A 26984-nucleotide genomic window follows, 5' to 3' on the forward strand; every position below is an offset into this window, starting at 1 on the left:
GGATGCAGCCGCCCCTCAGCCCCCCGCCTCCAGACCTTCACCCCACCCTGGGCGCAAGCCTTTCCGGCACGAATCTGGAGCGGGCCGGTGATCACAACCAGAGGGTGATGCTACAGGCGATTCGCGTCAGCGGACCGCTCACGCGCGCCGACCTTGGCCGGCTGACAGGGCTGACCCCCCCGGCCATCGCGAACATCACCCGGCGGCTGTTGAATGACGGCCTGATCCTGGAAGTGGGCCGCATGCAGGGCACTCGGGGGCAGCCGGCCATGCGCCTGGCCATCAACCCGGACGGCTGCTTCGCCATCGGCGTGAACGTGGATCGCGACAACGTCACCTTGGTGGTCCTGGACCTGCTGGGGCAGGTGCGCCACCGGGCCGTCCTGGAGGCGTGCTTCCCCTTGCCGGAGGCGGTCAGCGCCTTTTTCACGGCGCAGATGGACGCGTTGACGCGGACCCAGGCTTTCCCCCTCAGCCGCATCATCGGCATTGGCGTGGCCCTGCCCGATGACCTCGGCCGGGTGAACCTGCCCAACCGTCCCAAGAGTTTCGAGGCCTGGAGCACGACGGACATCGCCGGCCTGTTCACCGCGGTCACGCCGCTGCCGGTTTTCGTGGAAAACGACGCCGCCGCCGCCGCCCTGGGCGAGCTTCAGTTCGGCTATGGCCTGCGCGACCCCAGCTTTTTCTATGTCCTGATCAACCAGGGCCTGGGTGGCGGCATGGTCATCGATGGCCACTACTTTCGGGGCGCCCAGGGACGCAGCGGCGAATTGGGCTTCCTGCCCATCGTCTCCCCCCGCACCCAGGCCCGCACCCTGGAAGAGGCGGTTTCGCTGTCGGCGCTGTTCGCCTTCCTCGCCGCCCGGGGCAGCATCGTCACCCGGCCGGAACAGTTGCTGGAACTGGACGACATCGGCCAACAACTTCTGGCGGACTGGCTGGATTTGGCGGCCGAACTGCTGACCACGCCCATCGTTGCCGTCAGTTGCCTGGTGAACCCGGAGGCGGTGTTTTTCGGCGGCCGTCTGCCGGCCCCCCTGATCGACCGCCTGGCGGCGATGATCAACGATCGGTTGCGGGCCCATTCAGGTGTCATTCCCGTCATCGTTCCCGTCCATCGGGCCGCCACGGCCACCGACGCCCCCGCGGTGGGGGCGGCCTTGCTGCCCTTCAATGACCGCCTTTTGCCCAGCCGCACAACTCTTATGAAAACGGCGGCCGAATGACGGCATTAATTATTTAATTTTACCTTTTTAATCGGTATGGTTCTTTCAACGGGCCGGAGCAAAGGCGCCGAACAGGGGCGACAGGCACAGCCTAATCTCTGTCATCTACCAGCAGCCTGCATGAGGGCTTACGCATGATTCAAATCGGGGTCGATTTTGGCGGCACGAAGATCGAGGCCGCTGCCCTGGATCTCAACGGCCGTTTCCTGTCGCGGCTGCGCGAGCCCAATCCCGGCAGCTACGACGCGGCCATCGCCACCATCTGCCGCCTGGTCAGCCGGGTAGAGGCGGAAGCGGGCGCGCGGGGCACCGTGGGCATCGGCGTCCCTGGCTCGATTTCCCCGCAGACAGGGCTCATGCGCAACGCCAATTCGGTTTGGCTGAATGGCCGCGTTTTTCACAGCGATGTCGCCGCCGCCCTGGGCCGTGAGGTCCGGGTCGCCAACGATGCCAACTGCCTGGCCTTGTCAGAGGCTGTCGACGGCGCCGCCGCTGGCGCACGCATCGCCTTCGCCGTCATCCTCGGTACCGGCTGTGGCAGCGGCCTGGTGATCGATGGCCGCCTGATCGAGGGCGCCAACGGCCTGGCCGGTGAATTGGGCCACGTCTCCCTGCCCTGGCCCAAGGCCGATGAGGTACCGGCGCCCGACTGCTGGTGCGGCAACAAGGGCTGCCTGGAAACCTGGGTGTCCGGCACGGGGTTGAGCCGGGAATTCAAGGCGGTCACGGGGCGCAAGCTGGACGCCGAGACCATCATCCAGAGCATGCGGCGCAACGAGCCGGAGGCCGTCGCGGCCTTCGATCGCTTCATCGACCGGCTGGGTCGCGGCTTGGCCTTGGTCAGCAACATCGTCGATCCGGATGTCTTCGTTTTCGGTGGCGGCCTGTCCAACGTCACCGAAATCTACGACCGGCTGGGCGGCGCCATCCGGCCCTATCTCTTCACCGACGTCTGGGAAGCGAAGCTGGTTCCGGCCCGCTGGGGTGATTCCTCCGGCGTGCGCGGCGCCGCGCGCCTGTGGGAACGCACCCTGTAATGCTGTCCCCTCGGCACTGGGCCGCGGTGGTGTTGGCCACCGTGGCCGCCGCCGTGTCCTACCCCACCCCAGGCGCCGCGCAGACGGTATCCCCCTTGGATCTGTCGGCGGCCGTTGTCGTGGCCCCGCGGGTCCAGGGGCCGGAGGCCGCCGCCGTTGACATGCTGGTGGATGAGGTGCGCAAGCGCACCGGCATCGCCTGGTCCCAGGTGTCGCCGTCCCAGGACCCGGCGCCCATGGACGACGCAGCCGTGCGCATCGTCATCACCCATGCCGCCGGCGCGACCAAGCCCGAGGGCTACAGCCTTCGGACCGAAAGCCATGGGCGGCAAACCACCCTGGTCATCGCCGGCAACGACAGCCGGGGCGTCCTGTTCGGCATCGGGCATGTCCTGCGCACGCTGAGCATGACGCCGGGTCATGTCGTCCTGGATCATCCGCTGAATCTGTCCACCAGCCCGGCGCAGCCGGTGCGCGGCCATCAGATCGGCTATCGCTTCAAGAACAACACCTATGACGCCTGGACGCTGGCGCAGTTCGAACAGCACATCCGCGACCTGGCGGTGTTCGGCACCAACGCCATCCAGCTGATCGCCCCGGCCTCGGACGATGAGCCGACCAGCCCCCTGTTCCCGGCCCCGGCCCTGGACACCACCCTGGGCATCGCACGCCTGCTGGACAAGTACGGCCTGGATTGTGATCTCTATTACCCGGAGATGCGCGACAACTACGCCGACCCGGCGACGGTGGACCAGGAATTGGCCGCGTTCGAGGATCTCATCCGGCGCTTTCCGCACATCCATGCCCTGTACGTGCCGGGTGGCGACCCCGGACACACGCCGCCCACCCTGCTGTTCCCCCTGCTGGAACGGGAGGCGCGCATCCTGCGGCGCTATCATCCGGCCGCCCAGCTCTGGGTGTCGGCCCAGGGGTTCGACCAAGCGCACTATGAGGACTTCTATCGCCTGTTGGCCCAGCACCCGGATTGGCTGACCGGGGTTTTCTTTGGACCTCAATCGCGCGATTCCCTGCCGGTGCAGCGCGCCCGGGTGCCTCGCGTCTATCCCATCCAATTCTATCCCGACATTGGCCACACCCTGCACGCCCAGTTCCCGGTGCCTCGGTGGGATCCCGCCTTCGCCCTGCTGGAGGGGCGGGAACCGGTCAATCCCCGCCCGGAGGCCCAGACGCTGATCTTCCGGCACTTCGCCGGGCTTACCGCCGGCTTCGTCACCTATTCGGAAGGGGTGAACGACGACGTCAACAAGGCGCTGTGGACGCGACTGGGCTGGGATCCGACCACCCGACCCGAGGATATCCTGCGCGATTATGCGCGCTATTTCCTCGATGCTGGCGCCGGTGACCGATTGGCCGCCTTGATCATGGGGTTGGAACGCTCCTGGGTGGGCGCCATCAAGGACAACGGCGGCGTCGACGCCACCTTGCAGGGCTTCCAGGCCCTGGTGGGCCTGCCCGCTCTGACGGATAATTGGCGTTTCGAGTCCCTGCTCTATCGCGCCTATTACGACGCCTACGCCCGAGCCAGGGCCACGGCCGAAGGGAGTCGCGAGGCGCAGGCCCTGGCCCTGCTGGGCCAGGCGCCCGCGCGGGGCAGCCTGGACGCGATGGCGGCGGCCTCGGCCACGCTGGCACAGCCGGATGGGGCGGAAACCAGCCACCTGCGCGACAAGCTGTTTGACCTGGCGGGGCGTCTCTACGCCCATGTCGGCCTGCAATTGAGCGTCAGCCGGTATGGCGCGTCGGGGATCGAGCGCGGGGCCAACCTGGACCGGGTGGACACCAGCCTGAACGACCGCGTTTGGCTGACACGCCAGTTCGAGGACATCACCCGCTTGCCGGATGAGGCCGCGCGACAGAAGCGGCTAGCGGAGATCGTCGCCTGGGCGCAGCCGACGCCGGATAGCCTATACGACGATCTGGGCGATCCCCAACGCGAGCCGCATCTGGTGCGGGGGCGGGACTATGCCCAGGACCCGGAACTCTACGACAGCGCCATTGACGGCATCGCCGACAAGATCCCCGACGACGGCTGGCGCCTGTCCTGCATCACCTATGCCGAGACGCTGTACGAGCGGCCGATCCATCTGCGCTATCGGCATCTGGATCCCTCACGGCCCTACACCCTGCGCGTGACCTATGCGGGCGAAGACTACGCCCTGCCCATGCGCTTGGTCGCCAACGGCCATATCGAGATCCACCCGCCCCTGGGCCGCCCGCGCAACCCGTCAACGCTGGAGTTCGACATTCCGCAGGCGGCGACCCGTGGCGGGACGCTGGACCTGGAATGGACGCGTCCGCCCGGCATGGGTGGCAGCGGCCGGGGACACCAGGTGGCGGAAACCTGGCTGATCCCCAAGCCTTGACGATTCTCTGGCCTGACGTTCAGCGCGTCACCACGCCCAGCTCCGCGAAGGCCACCTGGCCTTCACCGCCGGCGCCGCGGGTGATTTCCAGCCGGACGAAACGGCCGGGCCGCACCTCCGGGAACATCACCCGTTGCTCGCTGGCATTGGCCGCGATGTTGGCGAACTCGCCCACCGCCGCAGGACCCCAGGCCTTGCCATCCTCGCTGACCTGGATGCGATAGCCGGCGGGCGCCCCCACGCCCGGCGGACGCTGACCGGCGGGCAGCAGCGTGACGCCCTTCAACGGGCGCCGCTCGCCTAAATCCACGACGGCGGAATGGGGCAAGGCGGCACCGCCGGTGACCCAGAGGCTGCCGGGATCGTCATCGATGATCGCCCCGGCGCCCGGCGCCGTGGCCGACACGATCCGCCAGTCCGCCTTGGACACGTCGAAGATCCGGCTGGCGACGGCGCTGCTGGACCCTGTGCGCGGCAGATGGCACAGGGCCTGGACGATGCCGCCGTCCGGCAGGGGGAATGGGTCCTGATAGAGGGGTGAGTGCAGGGTCGGACTGCTGCCGTCGGTGGTGTAGTGCAGCGCGGCGCCCGGCAAGTCGCTGGACAGCGTGACCATGCCACGTCGGTCACGGTGGATGGTCGGCTCTTCCACCAGGTCGGGCAGGCGGAATAGCCCCACCTCGCGGATGGCGGGGCAGGCATCGGCGTCCAGGATGCGCAACCGCAACCGCGTCGTGGACACCGGCGCCGGTAGGCGCACCAGGCGCTGACTGCCGATGGCGGTGTGGCGGGTCACCTCGACCCAGGCCGCCCGGTCACCCTCCCAGATCTCCAGGGTGAAGGTGCCGATCCGCTGACCCAGCGGCAGGTATTCGCGCAGTCGGATGACGTCGAAAACGCGGGGTGCCGGCCATTCCAGCACCAGGTCGGCGGCCCTGATGGCGTCGGGGGGGCACCAATAAGTATCCGGCCGCCCATCCAGGACAGTGTCCGGGCCGAAGCCGGGGCCGCGCGTCGCGCTGGCCCGCGGCATGGCCCCCTTGGCCAAGTCCGTGCCGAAGGTCGCGCGCAGGGTATCGCCCCAGCCCGCCAGCATCGCGGCGTCATGATCGGGGATGCGGCCGCGCCGGTCGGGCGGCAGGTTCAGGATCAGGTTGGCGCCTCGGCCCACGGACTCGAAATACAGCCGCACCAGGCGGCCCACCGACTTGACGTCGGCATCCTCCCGGGCGTGCCAGAACCAGCCGGGACGCAAGGACACGTCGACCTCGGCCGGACGCCAGTGCGCCCCACCCCGCACGCCATGCTCCCCAATCTCCTGGGTGTAGGGGGCGTCGCCCACGGTCGCCCAGCAGGGGTCGCCGGCATATCCCTCCTCATTTCCCACCCAGCGGGCGTCGGCTCCCCAGGGTCCATGGGAATCCCGGCCCCAGTTGCCCCAGACGACGGCGTCGGGCTGGTACTGCCGCACCAGGGCCCAGGTGTTGGTCCAGTCGTAATAGCTCTCGGCGTCGATGGAGCGCTTCTCGCGCGCGCCGCCGTAATAGCCATCGCCGCCATTGGCGCCGTCGAACCACATCTCGAACAGGGGGCCGTAGCTGGTGAGCAACTCGCGCAACTGGTTGCGGTAATAGGTGATATAGGCTGGCCGGCCGTATTCCGCATGATTGCGATCCCACGGCGACAGGTAGAGCCCGAAGCGCAGCCCCGCCCGTTGGCAGGCCGCCGCCATTTCACCGACAATGTCACCCCGCCCGTCCTTGTAGGGGCTGTTGCGGATGCAGTGCTCGGTATACCGGCTGGGCCACAGGCAAAAGCCGTCATGATGCTTGGCGGTCAGGATCAGGCCGGTCAGGCCTGCGGCCTTGGCGGAACCGACGATCTGGTCGGCGCTGAAGTCGGTGGGGTTGAACAGGGCCGGCGACTCATCGCCATAGCCCCATTCCCGATCGGTGAAGGTGTTGATGCTGAAATGGACGAAGGCGTAGGCGGCCATCTCATGCCACGCCAATTGCCGCGCCGTGGGCACGGCCCCCCAGGACTGGGGTGTCGGTACCGGCTGCGCGGCCAGGGCCCCCGGCCCTGCCAGCGACAGAACGCCGGTGGCCGCCCCGCTGGCCAGAAGGGCACGGCGTGACGGCAAGAAACTGCGTGACATGGACGCCCCCTGGACAGGCTTATCTTAATGAAAATGAATTAAATAAATCATGCCATGTCCAAGGGGCTGACGGAATGGCAAAAGCGTCTCAGGCGGTTGAGCCACCGAAGGAGGGCGGCTGGTTGTCCTTGCCTGCGCCGAAGGCGGGGTTGGGCTTGGGCCCCATGGTGAATACCAGCCGCCCGCCCCGCACCAGATCGGCATGCCGGATCCAGCTGCGGGTGTAAGGCTTGCCCTGCCAGATCACCGACTGGATGTAGGGACTATCGGGCGCATTGCCCATGGCCTCGATGGCCAGGGTCCGGCCCTCACCCACCGCCACCTCCACCCGGTCGAACAGGGGGGAGCCGAAGACATAGATGGGTGTGACAGGGTCGACGGCGTAAAGGCCCAGCGCGCTCATCAGGTACCAGGCGCTCATCTGGCCACAATCCTCGTTGCCGGCCAGGCCATCCGGGTCCGCCCGGTACATGGTCTTCAGCAGGCTGCGCACCCGCGCCTGGGTCTTATGGTGGGCGCCGGTATAGGCGTAGAGATAAGCGATGTGGTGGCTGGGCTCGTTGCCATGGGCGTACTGGCCCACCAGGCCGGCGATGTCCGGCGGCGCGTCGTCCGGCAGGTCGGAACTGGTGGTGAACAGTTCATCCAGCTTGGCCTCGAACGCCGCCGGCCCACCGAACATAGCCATGTAGCCATAGATGTCGTGCTGGTTCAGGAAGGTCGCCTGCCAGGCGTTGCTCTCGGTGAAGTCGCGCCACTTGCGGCTATGGCCCATGCCGCGCGGGTCGAAGGGCCGCGCCCAGCTGCCGTCGGTGAAACGCGGGCGCATGAAGGTGATGTCGCGGTCGAACAGGGCGCGATAGTTCAGAGAACGTTGGCGCAAGATCCGGGCGTCGTCCAGCGCGCCCGCCACCTCGGCCAGCCGGGCGATGGCCCAGTCGTCATAGGCGTATTCCAGGGTCTTGCTGACCGCCTCCTCCACCGTGTCGCTGGGGATATAGCCCAGGCGCCGGTATTCCGGCAGGCCGCTGGTCTGGCCCTGGAACGCCTGTTTGCGGAAAATGGGCCAGGCGCGGGCGTAATCGACACCTGGAATGTCCTTGGCCGCCGCCTCGGCCAGCACCACGGCGGAATGCCAGCCGATCATGCAGCCCGTCTCGGTGCCCTGCAACGGCCAGACGGGCGGCCCGGCGGGGCTTTCCTCCGCCATGCGCACCAAGCCGCCGACGATGTCGCCCACGCGCCGGGGTGGCTGCGCCAGGGTGAACAGCGGATGCAGGGCGCGATAGGTGTCCCACAGCGAATAGGTGGAGTAGTTGTTGTCCCCGGCCGGCAACTGGCGAACGGTGCTGTCCATGGCGCGGTAGCGGCCGTCCACGTCGCTGAACAAGGTGGGCGCCAGCAGGGCGTGGTAGAGCGAGGTATAGAAAATCTTGAGGTCGGCGGCGTCGCCGCCCTTGGTGATCGCCAGGCGGCCCAGCTCCGCCTCCCACGCCGCTGTGGCCGCCGCGCGCACGCCGTCGAAATCCCAGCCGGGGATTTCAGCTTCAAGATTGCGCAGGGCGCCGTCCACGTCGACGGCCGACAGCCCCACCTTGACCAACAGGGGGGCGGACGCGGCGTCGGGCAGGTCCAGCACGCATTTCAGCGCGGCGCCCTGCACCTCCCTGGCCCCCTCAGGCAGGGCGTGATCGTTGGTGTAGAGCCGCGCCGCCGCGAAGGGCCGTGACAGTTTCAGCGCGAAATGGATGACGCGCCCCTGCCCCCACTGATGAACCTGGCGGCCGCCGACCAGCGTGTCGTCGCCCACCAGGCGCAGCGTGGCGCCGGTGATACGGGTGACCGAGCCGGCGGGGTCCTGGAAGCCATGCGCCAGGTCGATCAGCAGGTGCGCCCCGTCCTTCCTCTGGGTAAAGCGATAGCGGTGCAGGCCCGCCCGCGCCGTGGCCGTCAGTTCGGCCTCGATGCCGCTGTCCTTCAGGCGCACACGGTAATAGCCGGGCGAGGCCTGTTCATCGGCATGGTCGAAGGGCGCGCGATAGCCCTCGCCCGGGACTTCGGGTGTGCCGGGGTCCAGCCGCACCGGGCCCACCCGTGGCACCACCAGCACGTCCATCATGTCGCCCACGCCCGTGCCGCTGAGGTGGGTGTGGGAGAAGCCCAGGATGGTGGTGTCCTGGATGTGATAGCCGGAGCAGGCGTCCCAGCCGGCGGTGTTGGTGTCGGGGCTCAACTGCACCATGCCGAAGGGGACGGTGGCGCCGGGAAAGGTATGGCCATGGCCGCCCGTGCCGATGAAGGGATCGACATGCCGGCAATATCCTCCGGCCGCCTTGGCGGCGGCGAAGGCGCCCGACACACCGCCCGCCAGCGGCACCAGGGCCGCCGCGGCGACGCCGCCTAGCAGGTCACGCCGTGTCATCATGGGAAAGGCCCTCCGTCATCGCTGGTTCAGATCGCGGATCACGCCGCCGACCAGGCCCGCAGAATAGAAAAAGGTCCCGGTGATCGCCACCGGGACCCTTCATCTCAAAGCGTATCAGTAGCTGTACTTCATGCTGACCAGGATGGTCCGGCCCGTCTCCACCACGTCGGAGATGGCCAGGCTCGACTTGCCGATGTGCGACCAGTAGGACACGTCGTCGAACAGGTTGGCCACCGACAGGTCGGCCCGAACGCCGTAGCCGAAGTCGTAGCCGGCATGCAAATCCACCCGCTGGGACGACCGGACCCACAAGTCATCCCAGCTGCTGCCCAGGCCCAGGTAATCGTACTGGGCCACATAGGCACCGGTGTAGTGATAGATCAGGTCCAGGGTGAAGCCGTCCTTTTCATAGAAGGCCTCGATATTGGCCATCCATTCCGGGGCGTTCTGGATGCGCTCGTTCGGGTCCAGCCCCGCCGCCTTGGTGTTGACCGAGGTCCACTGCCGCGTGAGGTTGGCGCCGAGGCCGAAGCCATCGAAGGGCGCCGGCATGTCCTGGAACTTCTGCCGGGCGGACAGTTCGATGCCATAGACCTGACCATCCCCGCCGTTGGTGGGGTGGTGGAAGATCACAGAGCTGCTGTTGGTGACTGCCGAGTTCGTATAGGTGCTGCCGTTATCGTAGATGTAGTTCGACAGCTGCTTGGCATAACCCGCCACCATCAGGTTGCCGCCGTGGCCCGTGTCCCACTGGCCGGAGACGTCATAGTTGACGGCGGTGATGGCCTTCAGGTTGGGGTTGCCTTCGGTGATGGTGGTGACGCCGTTGGAAATGCTGGTCTGCGAGCCACCGCCCAACTGCACGAAGGGCGGGCGGGTGTAGCTGGTCCAAATGGCCGCGCGGTAGACGGAGTCGTCGTCGGGCCGGTAGTTGGCGAAGATGCTGGGCAGCGGCTCGTTGTAATGGGTGGAGTTATAACCCCAGTGCCCCGCCAGCTCGTTGCCATCGGCATCGTGCGGCGTGACCCAGAAGGTGTTGTGGATGGCCGTGTGCTCGAACCGGAAGCCGGGGATGACCTCCAGGTCGTTGAACTTCAGGTTGGCCAGGACATAGGCGGCCGACACCGCTTCCGTCCCCTTCTGAGTGTTGCAGTTCCAGTTGTTGACATAAAGGCTGCTGCAGCTGTCCAGGTTGCTGGGGCTGGAATAGGTGTTGTACAGGCGGAACAGGGCGGCCTGGTCGATGACCGGCACAGACCAATTGTAGACGCCCGGATAGACCGACGAATAATTGCCGCTGATGATGCCCAATGAGCCGAAGGTGCGGCCGTCGCTGAAGTTGCCGTTGTACCAGTCCCGGTTGGTCACCTGGCGCTCGCTGTCCTGGTACTTCACGCCGAACTTGATGAAGTCCAGCGGGCCGGCGTTCACGTCGTACCGGACATCCAACTTGCCGCCGCCGCGCACCTGGCCGCTGTACTGTTCCGTCAGCTCGCCCCGGTCGCGCGCCGGCAGGCTGGCGACGTTGCCCAACTGCGAGATGATCTGCGAGCCGACCAGCGGATAGGGCAGGTCGTTCACATACGTCGCCAGCGTGCTGTTGCCGTAGGCGAAGCCGTTGCCGTCGTTCTGGGTGGAGCGGGTGGAGATTTCGATGTGGTTGGGGCGGTCATTGTCACCCCAGCTGATGAAGGCGCTGGGGCTGACGGTCCAGTTGCCCCACTTTTTCTCACCACCCAACTGCGCCGTCGCCAGGTCGGAATATTCCGGGTTGGTCTCGTACCACAGGCGGGTGGACAGGTATTGGATGTTGGGCCGGTACAGGCTGGTGCTGCCGATCTGGTCATAGGTCACGTTCATGCCGACCAGCTGGCTGAGCGTGCTGTTCTGTTCCGTCTGGGCCACGGCGTAGCCCAGGCGGAAGAAGGCGCTGGTGGTGTCATCCGGTCGCCAGTCCAGCGAGACGTTGCCACCGTAGCGCTCCGTATAGCCGGAGGAGACGCCGGCGTTGAAACCCGTCGTTTCCAGGTTCTTGGACGGGTCCAGGTTGCTGGGGTTGCTGCCGTCGGCGTTGGCCACGGCGAAGGCCCAGGCGTTGTCGCAGCAGGTGGACTCCATCACCGCGCCCATTTCGCTGTTGGCGTAATGGCGGATGTCGTAATAGGCGCTGACGTAGACGCCGAACTGGTTGTCGCGGCCGAACTTACCCGCCGCCTCGCCCGCCAGGCCGTATCCCAGGCTGCTCTTGTTGTAGTCCTGCGCCCGCGTCTCCAGCCGGCCGCTGGCGGTGAAGCTGAACATAAGCGGCTGGTTATAGTCGAAGGCCGTGGGCGTGCGGAAATCGACGGTGCCGCCGATGGCGTCGCCGTCCATGTCGGCCCGCGAGGTCTTGTTGACCACGATCGTGCTCAGGCCCGAGGGGGGCAGCAGGCTCAACTGCACCTCGCGGCTGTAGGGCATGCCCTGGGCCACGTTGACGCCGTTGATCAGGTTGACATTGTACTCGCCGTTCAGGCCGCGGATGGAGGTGAACATGCCCTCGCCGCGCGACGCGCCATCGATGCCGCCTACGAAGGACTGGCCCGTGTTCATGACGTTCACGCCCGGCAGCAGGCCCAAGGCCTCCGCCACGTTGTGCACCGCCGTGTGTTCCAGGTCCGCCGCCGACATGACGTCGACCGTGTTGCTGGCGTTCATCTGCAGGCTGGAGGCCTGGTAGCGGTTGGCCGCCACCACGATTTCCTCAAGTGCCGCGGAGTACGCCTCGAAACTGACCATGACCGAGCCATCCTTGGGCACGGTCACGCGGGTCGAACTGGTGTGCAGGCCGGCGCGCGAGGCCGTCACCATGTAGGTCCCTTCCGGCACGTTGGCCAAGGTGAAGGTCCCATCCTCACCCGAGGCGGTCGTGTAGGAGGTACCGGGAATGGTGATGGCCGTGGCCGGCAGGGGCTTGCCCGTGGCCGGGTCCACGATCGTGCCCGTGATGCTACCCGCCATGGCCGGCAGCGAGAACGCCATCATCGTCGATCCCGCCAGAAGGCCAGCCCTGAATTTGCCCAGGCCCATGTCTTGCTCCCCGATTTTTGTGGAGCGGTGGCTGGTTCCCTGGGCACCCGCCCCGGGGAACACGGATTCAGCACACCGTTCTAACCACAGAGGAACGCCCGGCGGGGGCTCAAGTCAATTCATTTTTTCTATTTTAACTATTTTTGATTTGAAAATTCTATTTTGTGGCTCTGTAGCCACGAGCCTGGAATTCGACGGACGCACGAGCCCGACGATTAAGCCTCAGAGTCTTATGGATTTTCTGGAATCCTGCGCCGCAGTTTCCCAAACCGGCTGGCACGGCCGGCTCAACGCCGCATGATCCAGTCGTGCGCCGGATCGTTGCGGAATATCCACTGGCGCTCCGGCCCCGCCATCACGTTGAGGTAATAAAGGTCGTAGCCATGGGGGGCGCCCACGGGGTGGTAGCCACGCGGCACCATGACCAGGTCGCCATCCTGCACGCAGATGGTTTCGTCCAGGCTGCGGTCGTCGGTGTAGACGCGCTGGAAGGCGAAGCCCTGGGGCGGGTTCAGGCGGTGGTAATAGGTTTCCTCCAGCGCCGTCTCATGCCCGGCCTCCGCCGTGTCGTGCTTGTGCGGTGGATAGCTGGACCAGTGGCCCCCGGGGGTGATGACCTCCACCACCAGCAGGCTGTCCGCCGGCTTGCCCTCCGGCAGGATGTTGCGCACGTACCGGGTGTTGGTGCCCTGGCCGCGCACCTCGCGCGGCATGTCATCCGCCGGGATAAGGCGCGGCTCGGCGCCGACCAGCCCCGGCGCGGTGCAGACCGCTAATTCCACGGCGTCGGTCGCCACGACGCGGTAGGGCTGGCCCGCGGGTACATAGACCGCCCCGGGGGCCTTGTCCTCGAACACGCTGGCGCGGCCGCCGATGGGCCCCAGGTCCAGGTCTGCCGCTGTCACACGCGCCGTGCCAGACAGCACCACCAAGCAGGCCTCACGGCCCGGCTCCACCCCGTCGAGGGTTTGGCCCGGCGCCAGCCGGTGCAGGCGAAAACCGACATGGATCCAGCCGGCGCTTTCCGGCGTCACCTCCAGCACGCGGCCGGTGGCGTCCGGCGCCTGGGGCCGCACCAGCAGGGGGGACGCGCTCATGACACCACCGCCAGGCCGGCACCGGCCGCCGCCTGTTGCAGATGACGCAGGCCCATCTCGCCATAGCGGCGCGGGTCGGCCTTGGCGGGGTCCTGTTCCGCCTCGATGATGACCCAGCCGGCATAGCCGATATCGGCAAGGGCGCGCATAACGGCGCCATAGTCCAGGCGCCCGTCGCCGGGCACCGTGAACATGCCGTCCAGCACCCCGTCCAGGAAGCTGCCGCCCCGGTCCAGCAGGGCCTGGAACACCGGCTGGCGCACATCCTTGCAATGGACATGGGCCACGCGGGCCGGATGGGTGCGGATGACCTCCACCGCGTCGATGCCGCCCAGGGCGGCGTGGCCGGTATCCACCGTCAGGCCCACCGACGGGCCGGTGTGGGCCAGGAAGCGGGCCAAGTCCTCCGGCCCCTCCACTACCGTGCCCAGGTGATGGTGATAGGCGAAACGCAGCCCCTGCCGGGCGATGTAGTCGGCGACATCGGTCAGCCGCCGGCCGAAGGCGGCCCACCCGGCCTCATCCAGCCGGGGCGTCTGCGCCAGCGGCCGGGCACGGTCACCATGGATGGCGTTGCTGGTCTCGGCATGGACGAAGACGGTGCTGCCCATGGCCTTCAGTAGGGCCAGATGCCCCTGCAGGGCGGCGATCTCCGCATCGGCGTCGTGGGCCAGCAGGCCGCCGCTGTACCAGCCGCCTACCAGATCCAGGCCATGGCGGGCCAGCAAGGGCTTCAGCGCCCCGGGATCACGGGGGAACTTGCCCCCCAGCTCGATCCCGCTGAACCCGATGGCATGGGCATCGGCCAGCACCGTTTCCACCGGCGTCGCCCCGCCCAGTTCGGGCATGTCGTCGTTGATCCAGGCGATGGGGCTGACACCGAAGCGGATGGACCCGGGGCGGATGGACATGGGGGCTGCTCTCCCTAGCGTTGGTCTTTTGTTTTCTCGTCATAGGCGGCGCGGGCCGCGCGCACGGACGGCCGGTCGGACACCTCCGGCACGGCCACATCCCACCAGGCGCCCCCGGCGGGGGTGGATACGGCCGGGTCGGTGTCGATGACGATGACGTGCACGCCCCCACCCGTCCGCGCCTGGGCCAGGGCCGCCTCCAGCCCCGCGATGTCCGCCACCTTGAGCGCCCGCGCGCCCAGGCTGGCCGCGTGGGCGGCGAAGTCGATGGCCGGCAGGGCCGTGTGGCGGGTGTCGGCCAGCAGGTTGTTGAAGGGCGCGCCACCAGTGGCGCGTTGCAGCCGGTTGATGCAGCCGAAGCCCCGGTTGTCCAGCACGGTGATGGTCAGCGACAGGCCCAGCATGACCGCCGTGGCGATCTCGGAATTCATCATGAGATAGCTGCCGTCGCCCACCAGGACATGGACCTCGCGCTCCGGCTCCGCCAGCTTGACACCGAGGCCGCCGGCGATCTCATACCCCATGCAGGAATAGCCGTATTCCACGTGGTAACCGCCGGGCCGCCGCACCCGCCAGAGCTTGTGCAGTTCCCCGGGCAGGCCGCCGGCGGCGCAGACCACGACCGCGTCCGGCGCCGCCTGGCGCCAGACCGCGCCCAGCACCTGGGCATCCGTGGGAAGCGCCGTATCGCACTCTTTGGGCGCCGCCGTCGCCGCCTGCCAAGCCTCATCCCAGGCCAAGGCCGGCGCCGCCAGGGATCGCGCCCAATCGGCCGGCACCCGCCATCCGGCCAACAGCGGCGCCAGCCCGGCCAGAACGGCGGCGGCGTCACCCACCACGCCCACGGCGCCCTGCTTGGCCGCATCATGGGCGGACACATTGACCTGGACCAAGGTGCGTGCCGCCCCCTGGAACAGCGCGCGGGACCCGGTGGTGAAATCCTGCAGGCGGGTGCCAATGCCGATGACCAAATCCGCCTCGGCCGCCGCCGCGTTGGCCACGCCGGTGCCGGTCACGCCGATGGCGCCCAGGTTGCACGGATGGTCCCAGGGCAGCGCGCCCTTGCCCGCCTGCGTCTCCGCCACCGGGATGCCGGTGGCCGCCGCCAGGTCCGCCAGCAGGGTTTCGGCCCCGGCATACAGCACCCCGCCGCCGGCGACGATCAGCGGCCGGCGCGCGGCGCGGATGCGCACCACCAGGTCGGCCAGGTCATAGGGGTCGGCCGGCGCGCGGCGGATGCGCCATAGGCGGGGGGCGAAGAAATCCTCGGGATAGTCCCAGGCCTCCGTCTGCACATCCTGGCAGAAGGCCAGGGTGACGGGGCCGCAGGCCGCCGGGTCGGTCAGGACGGCCATGGCCTTGGGCAGCGCGTCCAGGATCTGTTCCGGCCGCGTCAGACGGTCGAAATAACGCGACACCAGCCGGAAGCAATCATTGGCCGACACGGTGCCGTCGCCAAAGTCCTCGATCTGCTGCAGCACCGGGTCCGGCCGGCGGCTGGCATAGACGTCGCCAGGCAGGAACAGCACCGGCAGGCGATTGACATGCGCCAACGCCGCCGCCGTCACCATGTTGGTGGCGCCAGGACCGATGGAGGTGGTGCAGACCATGGCTCGCCGCCGCCGCGCCTGCTTGGCGTAGGCGATGGCGGCATGGGCCATGCCCTGCTCATTATGGGCGCGGTAGGTGGGGAGCACATCCTGGCTGGACTGCAGCGCCTCCCCCAAACCGGCGACATTGCCGTGGCCGAAGATGGCCCAGCAGCCGGCGAAGTACGGCACGGGCCCGCCGGGCCCCTCCACCTGCTGCGCCGCCAGATAGCGGACGGTCGCCTGGGCGGCCGTCAGGCGCTGCCGTGCGCCGGTCACGCCGCCCGCCCGCCCATGGCGTCCGCGCGGGCCCGCCGCCAGGCATCGACCAGGGTCTTCAGCTTGCCCGCCATCATGGCCACCACCTCGTCATCATCCAGCCGGTTGGCGAGCCAGCCGCGCGCGGCATCATAGAAGATGGTGCGCCCGACGGCGAAGCCCTTCACGATGCCGGCGGGTGCGGCGGCCAGGAAAGAGGCCAACAGCTCCTCCTCCGGCGCGGACAGGCCCAGCAGGACCACGCCACGGCAATAGGGATCGTTCTCCAGCACCGCGGCCTCGATGTTGCGCCAGGCAACGGGATCGGCCGCCGGCTCCAGCTTCCACCAGTCGGGTTTCACCCCGATGGCGTAGAAGCGGCGGATGGCACGCGCCACCGTCGTGGCGTCGACCGGCAGCCCGGCCGGTATGATCACCTCGGCCAGCATCTCGTGCCGCGTCTTGCGGCAGGCGTCGAACAGGCGCAGCAACTGCCGCTCCTGCCGCTCACGCAAGTCTTCAGGATCATCCGGGTGGTAGAAGACCAGGCATTTGACGACGTGGGCCAACGGCCATTCCGTCAGTTCGGTCGCGACGTCGGCGGAGCTTTCGAACACCAGCGGGCGGGACTTCGGTTCCTCGATGGGGCGGCCGATCCAATAAGGGGCGTCGGCGGCGCTGGCCAGCGCATCGAAGCCGTAGCGGCCGTCCAGCAGCAGGCCGAAGCGGTCATCGCCACCGGCCACCCGCTCGACCGCTTTCAGGGCCAGGGCCTTGAACTGGGGAATGCGGGCGGGATCGGCATCCAGTTCCCGCGCCAGATCCTCGAACTGGCTGCGGTGGTCCACGGCCAGGACGGTCAGTTCGTCATACCGATGCCGACGGGTGGTGGCCCAATGGATGTGTTCCAGCTCGGCGCAATCCCGCAGGCGGCGGGGCAGGCTGGGCTGGGCCAGGAACCATTCCAGTTCCGGCCAGGTGGGCATGGCCGGGGCACAGCCGTGGCGGGAAACAACGATGGCGCCGCAGGCGTTGCCCCAGGCGCAGCACCGTTCCAAGGGTTCATCCCGCAGCCAGCCGCGCAGGAAGCCCGCCATGAAGGCATCGCCCGCGCCTAGGACGTTGAAAACCTCGACCGGATAGCCGGGGACCACCAACCCGTCGGTCACCGCGGCCGGGATGGCCCCGGGGAAGGCCACACAGCCATCCGCCCCGCGCTTGCAGACGATGACGGCGTTGGTCAGGCTGCGGATGGCGGTCAGGGCCGACACCGTATCGGTCACGCCGCCCAGGATGTGGATCTCCTCCTCCGTGCCGACGATAAGGTCGCACAGGGGCAGCACCTCGCGCAGGCGGTTGGTGACCCCGGCGTGGGCGACGAAGCGGTCCTCCCCCCGATCAAGGCCGGCCAGGCCCCACAGCACCGGCCGGTAGTCGATGTCGAACACCACCCTGCCGCCGTTCCCCTTCACCAGGCGGGCCGCCGCCACGCTGGCGGCGAAGGCGCCCGGCTGCGACAGGTGGGTGCCGTTGATCAGGACGGCGCCGGTGCCGCGCAGCCAGTCCGGATTGAGGTCCGCGACGTCCAGCGCCATGTCGGCGCAGTTTTCGCGATAGAAGATCAGGGGGAAATTGTCCCGGTCGCGGATGCCAAGGACCACCAGGGCGGTCAGTCGCTCCGGATCGGACACCACGCCGGTGACGTCCACCCCCTCGCGTTCCAGTTCCTCCCGGATGAAGCGCCCCATATGGTCCGCCCCCACCCGGGTGACCAGCCCGGTGCGCAGGCCCAGGCGCGCGCCGCCGGCCGCCGTGTTGGTGGGACTGCCGCCCAGGTATTTGGCGAAGGAGGCCATGTCCTCCAGCCGGCCGCCCACCTGCTGGCCGTAAAGGTCGACGCTGGACCGGCCGATGGCGATCAGATCCAGCGACTTGGGAAGGGTTTGGACGGGGGATTGCGCAGAAGACGCCATGCCGGTTCCAGCCTTGGGGGTGCCCGGATCAGCACCCGATAGAATGGAACGTATATTCCACGTTCTATGTTTTTGTAAATAAAATATCGGAAATGGATTTCATGATCGCCGCCTCCGGGTACGCGGGGCGGTCCGGGCACCGGCCCGTTCCCGCTCGAACGCCAGGCTGATGACCAGTGTTTGCGCCAGGCACAGGGACGCGGCCAGCGAGCGGAAGCCGCGCACCTCGGACTCGCGCACCTGCAGGACTTGCGCGGCCATCTTGGCCATGGGGCTGACCAGGCTGTCGGTGATGGTCAGGACCTTGGCCCCCGCCGACACGGCCCCCTCCACCGCGTGGACGGTCTCCTCGGCATAGGGGTGGTAGCTGACGGCGATCAGCAGGTCGGACTCGCCGATGGCGCCGATCTGCTGGCGGGTCAATCCGCCCACGCCGTCGACGAAGACGGTGCGCTTACCCACCTGCTGGAACGAATATGCCAAGTAGGAGGCCACCGGGAACGCACGGCGGAAGCCCATGATGTACAGGGTCTGGGCCTGGTCGATCAGCTTCACGGCGCGGGCCAGTTCGGCCTTGGTCATGGTCTGGCGCAGGTTTTCCAGCGCCAGCGTGTCCCGGTCCACGAACTCGGCCAGCAATTCCCCGTCGTCGCCCGTGCCGGCCTGGCTGTCCAAGGCGGCGTTGAACTGGCGCACCCGCTCGCCATAGCCCAGGGCGGTGTGGTTGGCCAGCAGGCCATCCCGCAGCAGGCGTTGCATGGGCATGGCGCCGGAATAGCCCAGCGCCTTGGCGAAACGGACGATGGCGGACGGCTGGACGCCCGAGCGTTCCGCCACCACAGCCAGGGTTTCCAACGCCAGATCGTCTGGATGGTCCAGGACGAAGCGCGCGATCTGCTGCAGCCGCTTGCTGAAGGTGTCGTAGCGTTCCAATATGGCGGCGCGCAGCTCTTCCGCCGTGCGCGGCGCGGTGGCACTCTCCGTCATCGTCCCTCCAGAATTCGACATGACCCTAAGAATAGACGGTCATGGGGCGAAGGCAACGTCACCCGGCGTTATGGATATTCCATCATACCCCATGGTATGATATTTTCATTCCATAATATGATCGTGACCGCCCGCCGGACGGCGACCCTCCGGACACACCGGGCGGCCAGGCCTTGACAGGGAGCCTGCATGTTCGACATCGCCATCCTGGGCGCCGGCCGCATCGGCCGTATTCATGCCCGCAACGTCGCGGCCCATCCGGCCCTGCGCCTGAAGTACGTCACCGACCCCAATGCCGCCGCGGCCGACGCCGTGGCCGCCGAAACCGGGGCGACGGTGGCCGACATGGACACGGCCCTGTCCGATGGCGCCGTGAAGGGCGTGATCATCGCCAGTTCAACCGACCTTCACCTGGACCAGGCAGCCCGTGCCATCGCCGCCGGCGCCGTGGTGCTGTGCGAGAAGCCGCTGGACATGGACCTGGCCCGTGCCCAGGCTGCCGCCCCCACCCTGGGCGGCGACGCCCCCCTGCTGCTGGGGTTCAACCGCCGCTTCGATCCCCATTTCGCCACCCTGAAGGCGCGACTCGACGCCGGCGCCGTGGGCCCCTTGGAAACCCTGCAGATCACCAGCCACGACCCGGCGCCCCCGCCGGTCAGCTACATCAAAGTGTCGGGCGGACTGTTCAAGGACATGGCCATCCATGATTTCGACATGGCACGCTGGCTGCTGGCCGAACCAGTGGTGGAGGTCTATGCCGCCGCCAGTTGCCTGGTCGATCCCGCCATCGGCGCGGCCGGCGATGTCGATACCGCCAAGACCATCCTGCGCACCGCTTCGGGCAAGCTGTGCGTCATCAGCAACAGCCGCCGTTCCGGCTATGGCTATGACCAGCGCATCGAGGCGTTCGGATCGCGCGGTCTGCTGCGCGCCGACAATATCCTGGAAAGCAGCGTCACCACCTGGGGTGGGGCTGGCGGCAACCCCGGCATGGCCAGCGACGCCTTCCAGAACTTTTTCCTGGACCGGTACGCGGAAGCCTACCGGCGCGAGGTCGCCCACTTCGCCGACATCCTGGCCGGGACGGCCAAGCCCGGCGTGGGCTATGCCGATGGCGTGGCCGCCCTGGCCTTGGCCGAGGCCGCGGCCCGGTCGGCCGCCACCGGCCAGGCGGTCCGTCTATGACCCCGGCCACCGAGCCTCCCACTCCCACCGCGTTGAAGCCGGTACGCGGCATCGGCCTGGGCGGCGGCCTGGCCGCCAACATCCTGAACATGGTGGGCATCGGCCCCTTCATCACCATCCCCCTGGCCATTTCCGCCATGGGCGGCCCGCAGGCCATGCTGGGCTGGCTGGTGGGGGCCGTGCTGTGCGCCTATGACGGCCTGGTGTGGGCGGAGCTGGGGTCGGCCTTCCCACGCTCGGGCGGCCCGTATCACTATCTGCTGCACGCCTTCGGCCCCGCCCGCCTGGGCCGGCTGTTCAGCTTCCTCTACCTGTGGCAGTCGCTGCTGATCGGGCCGCTGTCCATCGCTTCCGGCACGGTGGGCCTGGCGCAATACGCCAGCTTTCTGGCCCCGGACATGAAGCCGTGGCACATGATGGTGGTGGCGGCGGCCGTCTGCCTGCTGAACACCGCCCTGCTGTATCGTGACATCCGGTCGATCCAGCGCCTGTCCATCGGCATCACCGTGGTGGTGGTGGCCGCCTGCGTTTGGATCGTCCTCAGCGGCGCCTTGCACTTCGACGCCAAGCTGGCCTTCGACTTTCCCGAGGGCGCGTTCAAGCCCACGGGCGCCTTCTGGATGGGCATGGGGTCGGCCACCCTGATCGCCGTGTACGATTACGGCGGATACAACAACGTCTGCATGATCGGTGAGGAGATCAAGAACCCCAGCCGCACCATTCCCCGCGCCGTGCTGCTGTCCATCGCCATCGTCGCGTTGCTGTACCTGGGCCTGAACCTGTCCATCCTGGGCACCCTGCCCTGGCAGACGGCGCAAAAGTCCGACGCGGTGGTGGCGGAGTTCATGCAGGTGATCTATGGCCGCTGGGGCGGCGTCGTGGTGTCCATCCTGATCCTGATCGCCAGCTGGGGATCGGCCCTGGTGGTGCTGCTGGGCTTTTCCCGTGTGCCCTACACGGCGGCGGTGGATGGGCGGTTCTTCAAACCCTTCGCCACCCTGCATCCCAAGGGCCGGTTCCCCACCGTGTCGCTGCTGTTCATGGGCGGTGCCTCGGCCGTGGCCTGTTTCTTCTCGCTGGCCGACCTGATCGCGGTGCTGATCGTCATCCAGACGCTGTTCCAATTCACCGCCCAATGCGTGGCGGTGGTCATGTTGCGCCGCCAGGGTCCCGCACAGCCCGGACAGTTCCGCATGCCGCTCTACCCCTTGCCCGTCATCGTCACCATCGCCGGGTGGATGTACATCGTCGCCACCAGCCAGCCTCGGCACATCGCCATCGGCGTGGCCATGCTGGCCCTGGGCGTCGCGGTCTATCTGGCCCAATCCCGGCGGGAGGGGGCCTGGCCTTTCCGCCTGCCGGCCTGGCGGGCGCCATGACCACGCCCAAGACCCATGACGTGGCCGTGGTCGGCGAACTGTACATCGACCATGTGCTGAGCGGCTTCACCACCTGGCCCCAGCCAGGGGAGGAGGTGGTGACCGACGCCTACACCCGTGAGGTGGGCGGGGGTGCGGCCAACACCGCCTGCGGACTGGCCCGGCTGGGCCGCCGGGTGCAACTGGTCGGCATCATTGGTGAGGCGGACGCCCCCTGGTTCAGGCAACGCCTGGCGCCCTATGGCCTGGGCACCGATGGCCTGCGCATCGGTGCCGGCCATACCGGGATCAGCATCAGCGTCTCAACCCGCGAGGACCGGTCCTTCTTCACCCATATCGGCGTCAACAAGGCCCTGCCCGCCCTGCTGGCGGATCCGGCGACGGTGGCCGACCTGGCCCGCGCCCGCCACGTCCACTTCGCCCTGCCGTTGGAGCACGCGGTGGCGGAGGCGCTGCTGCCGGCCCTGCGGGCGGCGGGTTGCACCACCTCGCTGGATGTGGGGTTCCAGCCGGTTTGGCTGCCGGATCCCGCCAACCATGCCACCTGTCAGGCCGTCGACCATTTCCTGCCAAATGAAAAAGAGGGGGCGCTGTTCTCCGGCAGCGACGGTGCGGTGGACTACCTGACCCTGGCGCAGCGCCTGGCCCTGCCCCACCCCGTCCTCAAGCTGGGACAGCGGGGCGCCGTGGGGCTGGGCGGGGACGATCTCTGCGCCGCGCCGCCGCCGCCGGTGGAGGTGGTTGACACCACCGGTGCCGGCGACGCCTTTGACGCGGGCTACATCGACGCGCTGCTGGACGGCGCGCCGCTGCTGGAACGCCTGCGTCGCGCCTGTATTTGCGGCGCCCTGTCCACGCGTGTGGCGGGCGCCCTGGGGGGCATCCCCGACCGAACGGAACTATGGAGCACCTATGAGCAGACCTACCGATCGTAAGATCGCGATGATCGGCGGCGGCGGCGTGCGCACGCCGCTGGTCATCTTCGGCATCAACGAGGCGGCGGAGGCGCTGGGCGCCCGCGAAATGGTGCTGTACGACCCGGACCAGGAGCGCCTGAAGGTCATCGCCGCGCTGGGCCGCGCCGTCGTCGCCAAGGAGGGCGGCAGCCTGAAGATCCGGGAGACCGCCTCGATCGAGGACGCGGTGGAAGGCGCGGACTTCATCCTGAACAGCGTGCGCGTCGGCGGCATCGCTTCGCGTGCGGCGGATGAATTGGCGGCCATCAAGCACGGCTATCCCGGCCAGGAAACGACGGGACCGGCCGGGGCCGCCATGGCGCTGCGCACCGTGCCCGTGGCGCTGGAGCAGGCGCGGGTGGTGGAACGGCTGGCACCCAACGGCTGGATCGTCAACTTCACCAACCCGGCCGGACTGATCACCCAGGCCATCAGCACCCATACCAGCGCGCGGGTGGTAGGCATCTGCGACACGCCCACCGAACTGCTGCACCGCATCACCCTGGCGCTGGGCGCCCGGCATGACGAGGTGGTGTGCGACTATGTCGGCCTGAACCATCTGGGCTGGGTCCGCCGCATCCGGCTGCGCGGCGAGGATGTGACCGACAGGGTGCTGGATGACGACAGCATCCTGTCGCAGCTCTACACCGCCCCGCTGTTCGACTTCGCCATGATCCGCACCCTGCGGCTGATCCCGACGGAATACCTGTTCTTCTACTACAGCCGCCGCCGCGCGCTGGAGAACCAGAAGCGCCAGGGCAGCAGCCGGGGCACGGAGGTGGAGCAGCTGAACCACGAGCTGTTCGCCACCCTGAAGGACCGGCTGGGCGCCGACGACGGCGAAGGCGCGGTCGCCGCCTACGCCGCCTACCTGAACCGCCGCTCCGGTTCCTACATGAAGCTGGAGGCGTCGGCCGGATCCGCCTTCGACAAGGACGCGCCGTTCGACGAGGATCCGTTCCGCGTGGCCAGCGGCTATCACCGCATCGCGCTGGATGTCATGACGGCGCTGTGCGGCGACAAGCCGGCGCGCATCATCGTCAACACCCGCAACGACGGCGCCGTCCCCAACCTGCCGGACGGGGACATCGTGGAGACGCCGTGCCAGATCAGCCGCGACGCCATCATCCCCGAACCGCTGGAGCCCCTGCCGGACGAGGTCCACGGCCTGGTGCAGTCGGTTAAGTCCTATGAGCGCGCGGCCATCCGCTCGGCCATGAAGACCGACCGGCTGACGGCGCGCATGGCCTTCCTGATCCACCCGGCCATCGGCGAGTGGGAGCCGTCGGATCCGCTGCTGCATGAGTTGCTGGATCGCTGCATCCATTGCTGACGCGGGACAGGTCCGAGCCCCCGTGTTCCATCGGAACCGGGGGCCGGGCCGTCGCTCAGGCCTGGCGCACGACGACGTTGCGGTCGAAGCCGAACGCGGCACCGGCCGGGGTCTGGAATAGGACATCCAGACGCCGCTGCCCGGTGCCCGGGGCCAGCGCGACCTCCATCCGCCCCGGCATAGGCGTGGTCTTGCGGCCCAGCAGGCGCCCCCCCTCGTAAATGTCACAGACGCCGACCAGGCTGAGGAACACCACGCGCCCACCCTGGCGACCGACCTTGGCATGAGGGGTGAAACGGACGGAGCATAGGGTGTAGCCGTCTGCGGTCTGGGGATCGTGGGCCCATCGCGTGCCGAAATCGTCCCAGGGCGTGGGATCCGCCTGCCGGTACGCCAGCGCCGCCTCCTGGGTCGCGGCCAGCGGTGCCGCGTACCAGGTGTCCAGGATCAAGTCGGACCCCGTGGTCGCTTGCCGTGCCGGCGGGGGGACAGCGTCAACCGGAACCCGGGCGCGGGCGGGCTTCAGGCCGCCCGCCGTCGCCGTGAGCGTCAGGGCTGGCGCCCCCGCCCGCGCCTGGACGATCACCTGCGCTAGGCCATTGAACAGGGCGCGGCGCTCCCCCTTCTCCGGCGCGGCGCTGTTGGGGTCGCCATTGCCCAGGCCAATGATATCGCCGCCCTCGACCGTGAAGGTGACCAGATCCTGGGCCACGGGCACCGGCCGTCCCTGGGCGTCCACAGCCTCCACCGTGACGGGCATCGCGTCCAGGCCGTCGCCCCGCATCCGATCACGGTCCGGCGTCAACCTCAGGGCCACGGCGGGGCCCGTGGTCTCCACCTGGGTGCGGGCCGCCACCGCGCTCCCCGTATAGCCCACCGCCTCCAGCCGGCCTGGGGCGTAAGGGACCATCCAGTGGTTCATTTCATAGGGATCGGCCGCCTGGCGGCCCAGGGAGCGGCCGTTCAGGAACAACTCCACCTCCGCCAAGTTGGCGCAGGCCATGACCTTGATGGGCTGGCCTTCGCGTCCCGGCCAGGTCCAGTGCGGCACCAGGGCAAGGACGGGCCGGTCCGTCACCCATTGGGCCTGATGGATGGAGAAGGCGGCCTTGGCGAAACCGCACAGATCCATGATGCCGTAGAAGGAGGAATTGGACGGCCAGCCCCAGGGTGACGGCTCGCCATGATAGTCGAAGCCCGTCCAGACGAAGCCGCCGGCGATGAAGTCCCGCGTCGCGATTTCCTTCCAAGCGGCACGGTGGGTGTTCCAGCCCTTCACCGGGTCGTCATAGGCGGCGATGGTGCGGCTGTCCTTGTCCGTCTCATAGGCACCCCGGGTGCTGAAGGCGCTGGTGTCTTCCGAGGAGATCAGCGTCCTGTCGGGATGGGCGGCGTGGAAGGCGTCGTACTTGTCCTGCTGGTAGTTGAAGCCCACCACATCCACCGCCTGGGACACGTTGACGGGGGTGAACAGGCCGCCGTTCATGGCCGCCGTCACCGGGCGGGTGGCGTCCAGCGCCTTCACCGCGTGGGCCATGCGCCGCACCATCTCATAGCCGGCGGCGGAGCCCTGCATCGGTTCCTCATTGAATACGGACCACAGGATGACCGACGGGTGGTTGCGGTCCCGCCGCACCATCCATTGCAATTGGGCCAGCGTATCGGGCGACGGGTTGAACTGCCGGTTCTCATCCATCACCAGCAGGCCGTATCGGTCGCACAGATCCAGCACCACGGCGGACGGCGCGTTGTGGGTGCAGCGGATGGCGTTGCAGCCCAGTTCCTTCAGCCGGCGGATGCGATAGTCCCACACCCCATCCGGGATGGCGGTGCCCACGCCAGCGTGATCCTGGTGCACGCACACGCCCTTGATCTTCAGCGGCCGGCCGTTGAGGAAGAAGCCCTTATCCTTGTCGAAGCGGGTGGTGCGAAAGCCGCAGGTGGTGGTGACGGCATCCACGCACCGGTCCCCCGCCATCAACCGTGTCTGGACGCGATAAAGGCTGGGTGCCTCCACACTCCATAGCCGTGGATTGGCCACGGCCAGGTCCAGGCGGGCGGCGCCCTGCTCCAGGGCGGGCACGGACAGGGGCGCCTGGCCGCTGGCCACCACCAGGCCTTCCGCATCCTCCAGCGTGCTGACCACGGTCATGACGGCAGCGGACGTGCCGGCGTTATAGGCGGTGACCTCCACCGGCAGCACCCACCCGTCACCCGCCGGCACGGGGTGGGCGTAGACGCCGTCGGTCACGATGTGGACCGGGTCGCGCTTCACGATGCGGACGGGGCGATAGAGGCCGCCGCCCTCATACCACCACCCTTCCATGGCATGGGCGTCCACCCGGATGGCCAGGGTGTTCAGGTCGTCGCCAAAGGTGGCGAAGGGCGTCAGGTCGATGGTGATGCCGTTGTAGCCGCTCCAGTTCCGCTCAACCACGGTGCCGTTGAACCAGATTGTGGCGTGGGTGGCGATGCCGTCGATCTGCAGTTCGATATGGCGGCCCTGGTCGGCCGGATCGAAGCGCAGGGCGGTGCGGTACCAGGCGATGCCCCGCCGGCGGTAGCCCTGGGCCCGGTTGGCATCGGGCTGGATGGGCTGGAAGCTGACGAAATCATGGGGCACCTGGACAGCGCCCCAATCGGAATCATCGAACTCGGGTGCCGCCGCCCCCCAGGCCTTGCCCGCCTTGGCGTTGTCGTAGGATTCGTCCTGGCCCAGGATTTCCGGAAAAGGGACGTCGCCCTCGAAAAAGCGCCAGCCCCGATCCAGCAGCAGCACCTGGCGCGCGGAGGCCGGGGGCGTGGCCCCCTCGAGATGCGGCAACGCCGATAGGCCACCGGCCGACGCCCCCGGGATGGGACCTGAGGCCACCATGGTCGCGACCGCGGCGGCGCCCGCCTTCAGCATCTGACGCCGACTGACATCCCGCCCCGCCAAGGCCCCCTCCCCCACCGTTCCGCAAGCGGCATTCAGCGCCACCATGACGGAATGCTAATGGCGGATATCCGAGCCC

The 26984-nt window shown here is 68.1% G+C and carries 16 protein-coding genes; 7 read left to right on the forward strand and 9 right to left on the reverse strand.

The genetic code is table 11. From position 1 onward, the window contains the following. Positions 1–107: 107 nt before the first annotated feature. From FBZ90_RS14990 to FBZ90_RS15000, 3 genes are all read left to right on the forward strand, one after another. Positions 108–1229 (forward strand): ROK family transcriptional regulator, encoded by a 1122-nt coding sequence (locus FBZ90_RS14990; RefSeq protein ID WP_211102055.1) that lies wholly within the window; start codon positions 108–110, stop codon positions 1227–1229. A gap of 134 nt (positions 1230–1363) precedes the next feature. Further along, entirely contained in the window at positions 1364–2266 is a 903-nt protein-coding gene (locus tag FBZ90_RS14995) for an ROK family protein (protein WP_145733398.1), read from the forward strand. Continuing rightward, the gene (locus FBZ90_RS15000; protein WP_145733400.1) at positions 2266–4650 is read left to right on the forward strand and encodes a beta-N-acetylhexosaminidase family protein; all 2385 of its coding nucleotides are present in this window, start codon (positions 2266–2268) and stop codon (positions 4648–4650) included. The genes FBZ90_RS14995 and FBZ90_RS15000 overlap by 1 nt, the downstream gene beginning before the upstream one ends. A gap of 19 nt (positions 4651–4669) precedes the next feature. On the opposite strand, the gene FBZ90_RS15005 is transcribed toward FBZ90_RS15000, so the two are convergent. The 8 genes from FBZ90_RS15005 to FBZ90_RS15040 form a co-directional block, all read right to left on the reverse strand. Then, complete coding sequence (locus tag FBZ90_RS15005) at positions 4670–6808, reverse strand: alpha-L-fucosidase (RefSeq protein ID WP_145733402.1); 2139 nt, start codon at positions 6806–6808, stop codon at positions 4670–4672. Between the two features lie 88 nt (positions 6809–6896). Beyond that, positions 6897–9233, reverse strand: coding sequence for a GH92 family glycosyl hydrolase (locus FBZ90_RS15010; protein WP_145733404.1), 2337 nt, complete (start codon positions 9231–9233; stop codon positions 6897–6899). Positions 9234–9347: 114 nt separating this feature from the next. Beyond that, positions 9348–12257 carry a TonB-dependent receptor gene (locus FBZ90_RS15015; RefSeq protein ID WP_246130430.1) on the reverse strand — a complete coding sequence of 970 codons (2910 nt, stop codon included), beginning with the start codon at positions 12255–12257 and terminating at the stop codon, positions 9348–9350. 332 nt (positions 12258–12589) lie between these two features. Further along, a complete protein-coding gene (gene iolB, locus FBZ90_RS15020) occupies positions 12590–13399 on the reverse strand; it encodes a 5-deoxy-glucuronate isomerase (protein WP_145733406.1) in 810 nt (269 codons plus the stop codon). Further along, positions 13396–14310 carry a myo-inosose-2 dehydratase gene (gene iolE, locus FBZ90_RS15025; protein ID WP_145733408.1) on the reverse strand — a complete coding sequence of 305 codons (915 nt, stop codon included), beginning with the start codon at positions 14308–14310 and terminating at the stop codon, positions 13396–13398. Before iolE ends, iolB begins: the two co-directional genes overlap by 4 nt. A gap of 14 nt (positions 14311–14324) precedes the next feature. Further along, complete coding sequence (gene iolD / locus FBZ90_RS15030) at positions 14325–16178, reverse strand: 3D-(3,5/4)-trihydroxycyclohexane-1,2-dione acylhydrolase (decyclizing) (protein ID WP_145733410.1); 1854 nt, start codon at positions 16176–16178, stop codon at positions 14325–14327. Continuing rightward, entirely contained in the window at positions 16175–18130 is a 1956-nt protein-coding gene (locus FBZ90_RS15035; RefSeq protein WP_145733412.1) for a bifunctional 5-dehydro-2-deoxygluconokinase/5-dehydro-2-deoxyphosphogluconate aldolase, read from the reverse strand. The genes iolD and FBZ90_RS15035 overlap by 4 nt, the downstream gene beginning before the upstream one ends. 99 nt (positions 18131–18229) lie before the next feature. Continuing rightward, positions 18230–19117: a MurR/RpiR family transcriptional regulator gene (locus tag FBZ90_RS15040; protein ID WP_145733414.1), complete on the reverse strand. Its 888-nt coding sequence runs from the start codon at positions 19115–19117 to the stop codon at positions 18230–18232. A gap of 189 nt (positions 19118–19306) precedes the next feature. On the opposite strand from FBZ90_RS15040, the gene iolG reads away from it, so the two are divergent. The 4 genes from iolG to FBZ90_RS15060 are packed head-to-tail and all read left to right on the forward strand — an operon-like array spanning position 19307 to position 23970. Continuing rightward, positions 19307–20302 carry an inositol 2-dehydrogenase gene (gene iolG / locus FBZ90_RS15045; RefSeq protein WP_145733415.1) on the forward strand — a complete coding sequence of 332 codons (996 nt, stop codon included), beginning with the start codon at positions 19307–19309 and terminating at the stop codon, positions 20300–20302. Further along, a complete protein-coding gene (locus FBZ90_RS15050; RefSeq protein WP_145733417.1) occupies positions 20299–21681 on the forward strand; it encodes an APC family permease in 1383 nt (460 codons plus the stop codon). Before iolG ends, FBZ90_RS15050 begins: the two co-directional genes overlap by 4 nt. Continuing rightward, positions 21678–22616, forward strand: coding sequence for a carbohydrate kinase family protein (locus FBZ90_RS15055; RefSeq protein ID WP_145733419.1), 939 nt, complete (start codon positions 21678–21680; stop codon positions 22614–22616). Before FBZ90_RS15050 ends, FBZ90_RS15055 begins: the two co-directional genes overlap by 4 nt. Further along, the gene (locus FBZ90_RS15060; protein ID WP_145733421.1) at positions 22594–23970 is read left to right on the forward strand and encodes a family 4 glycosyl hydrolase; all 1377 of its coding nucleotides are present in this window, start codon (positions 22594–22596) and stop codon (positions 23968–23970) included. Before FBZ90_RS15055 ends, FBZ90_RS15060 begins: the two co-directional genes overlap by 23 nt. Before the next feature lie 55 nt (positions 23971–24025). Here the strand turns inward: FBZ90_RS15060 and galA are convergent, their stop codons facing one another. Then, positions 24026–26953 carry a beta-galactosidase GalA gene (gene galA / locus FBZ90_RS15065; RefSeq protein WP_211102057.1) on the reverse strand — a complete coding sequence of 976 codons (2928 nt, stop codon included), beginning with the start codon at positions 26951–26953 and terminating at the stop codon, positions 24026–24028. Positions 26954–26984 lie beyond the last annotated feature (31 nt).

The organism is Nitrospirillum pindoramense, assembly GCF_007827955.1.
Lineage (GTDB): Bacteria > Pseudomonadota > Alphaproteobacteria > Azospirillales > Azospirillaceae > Nitrospirillum > Nitrospirillum amazonense_B.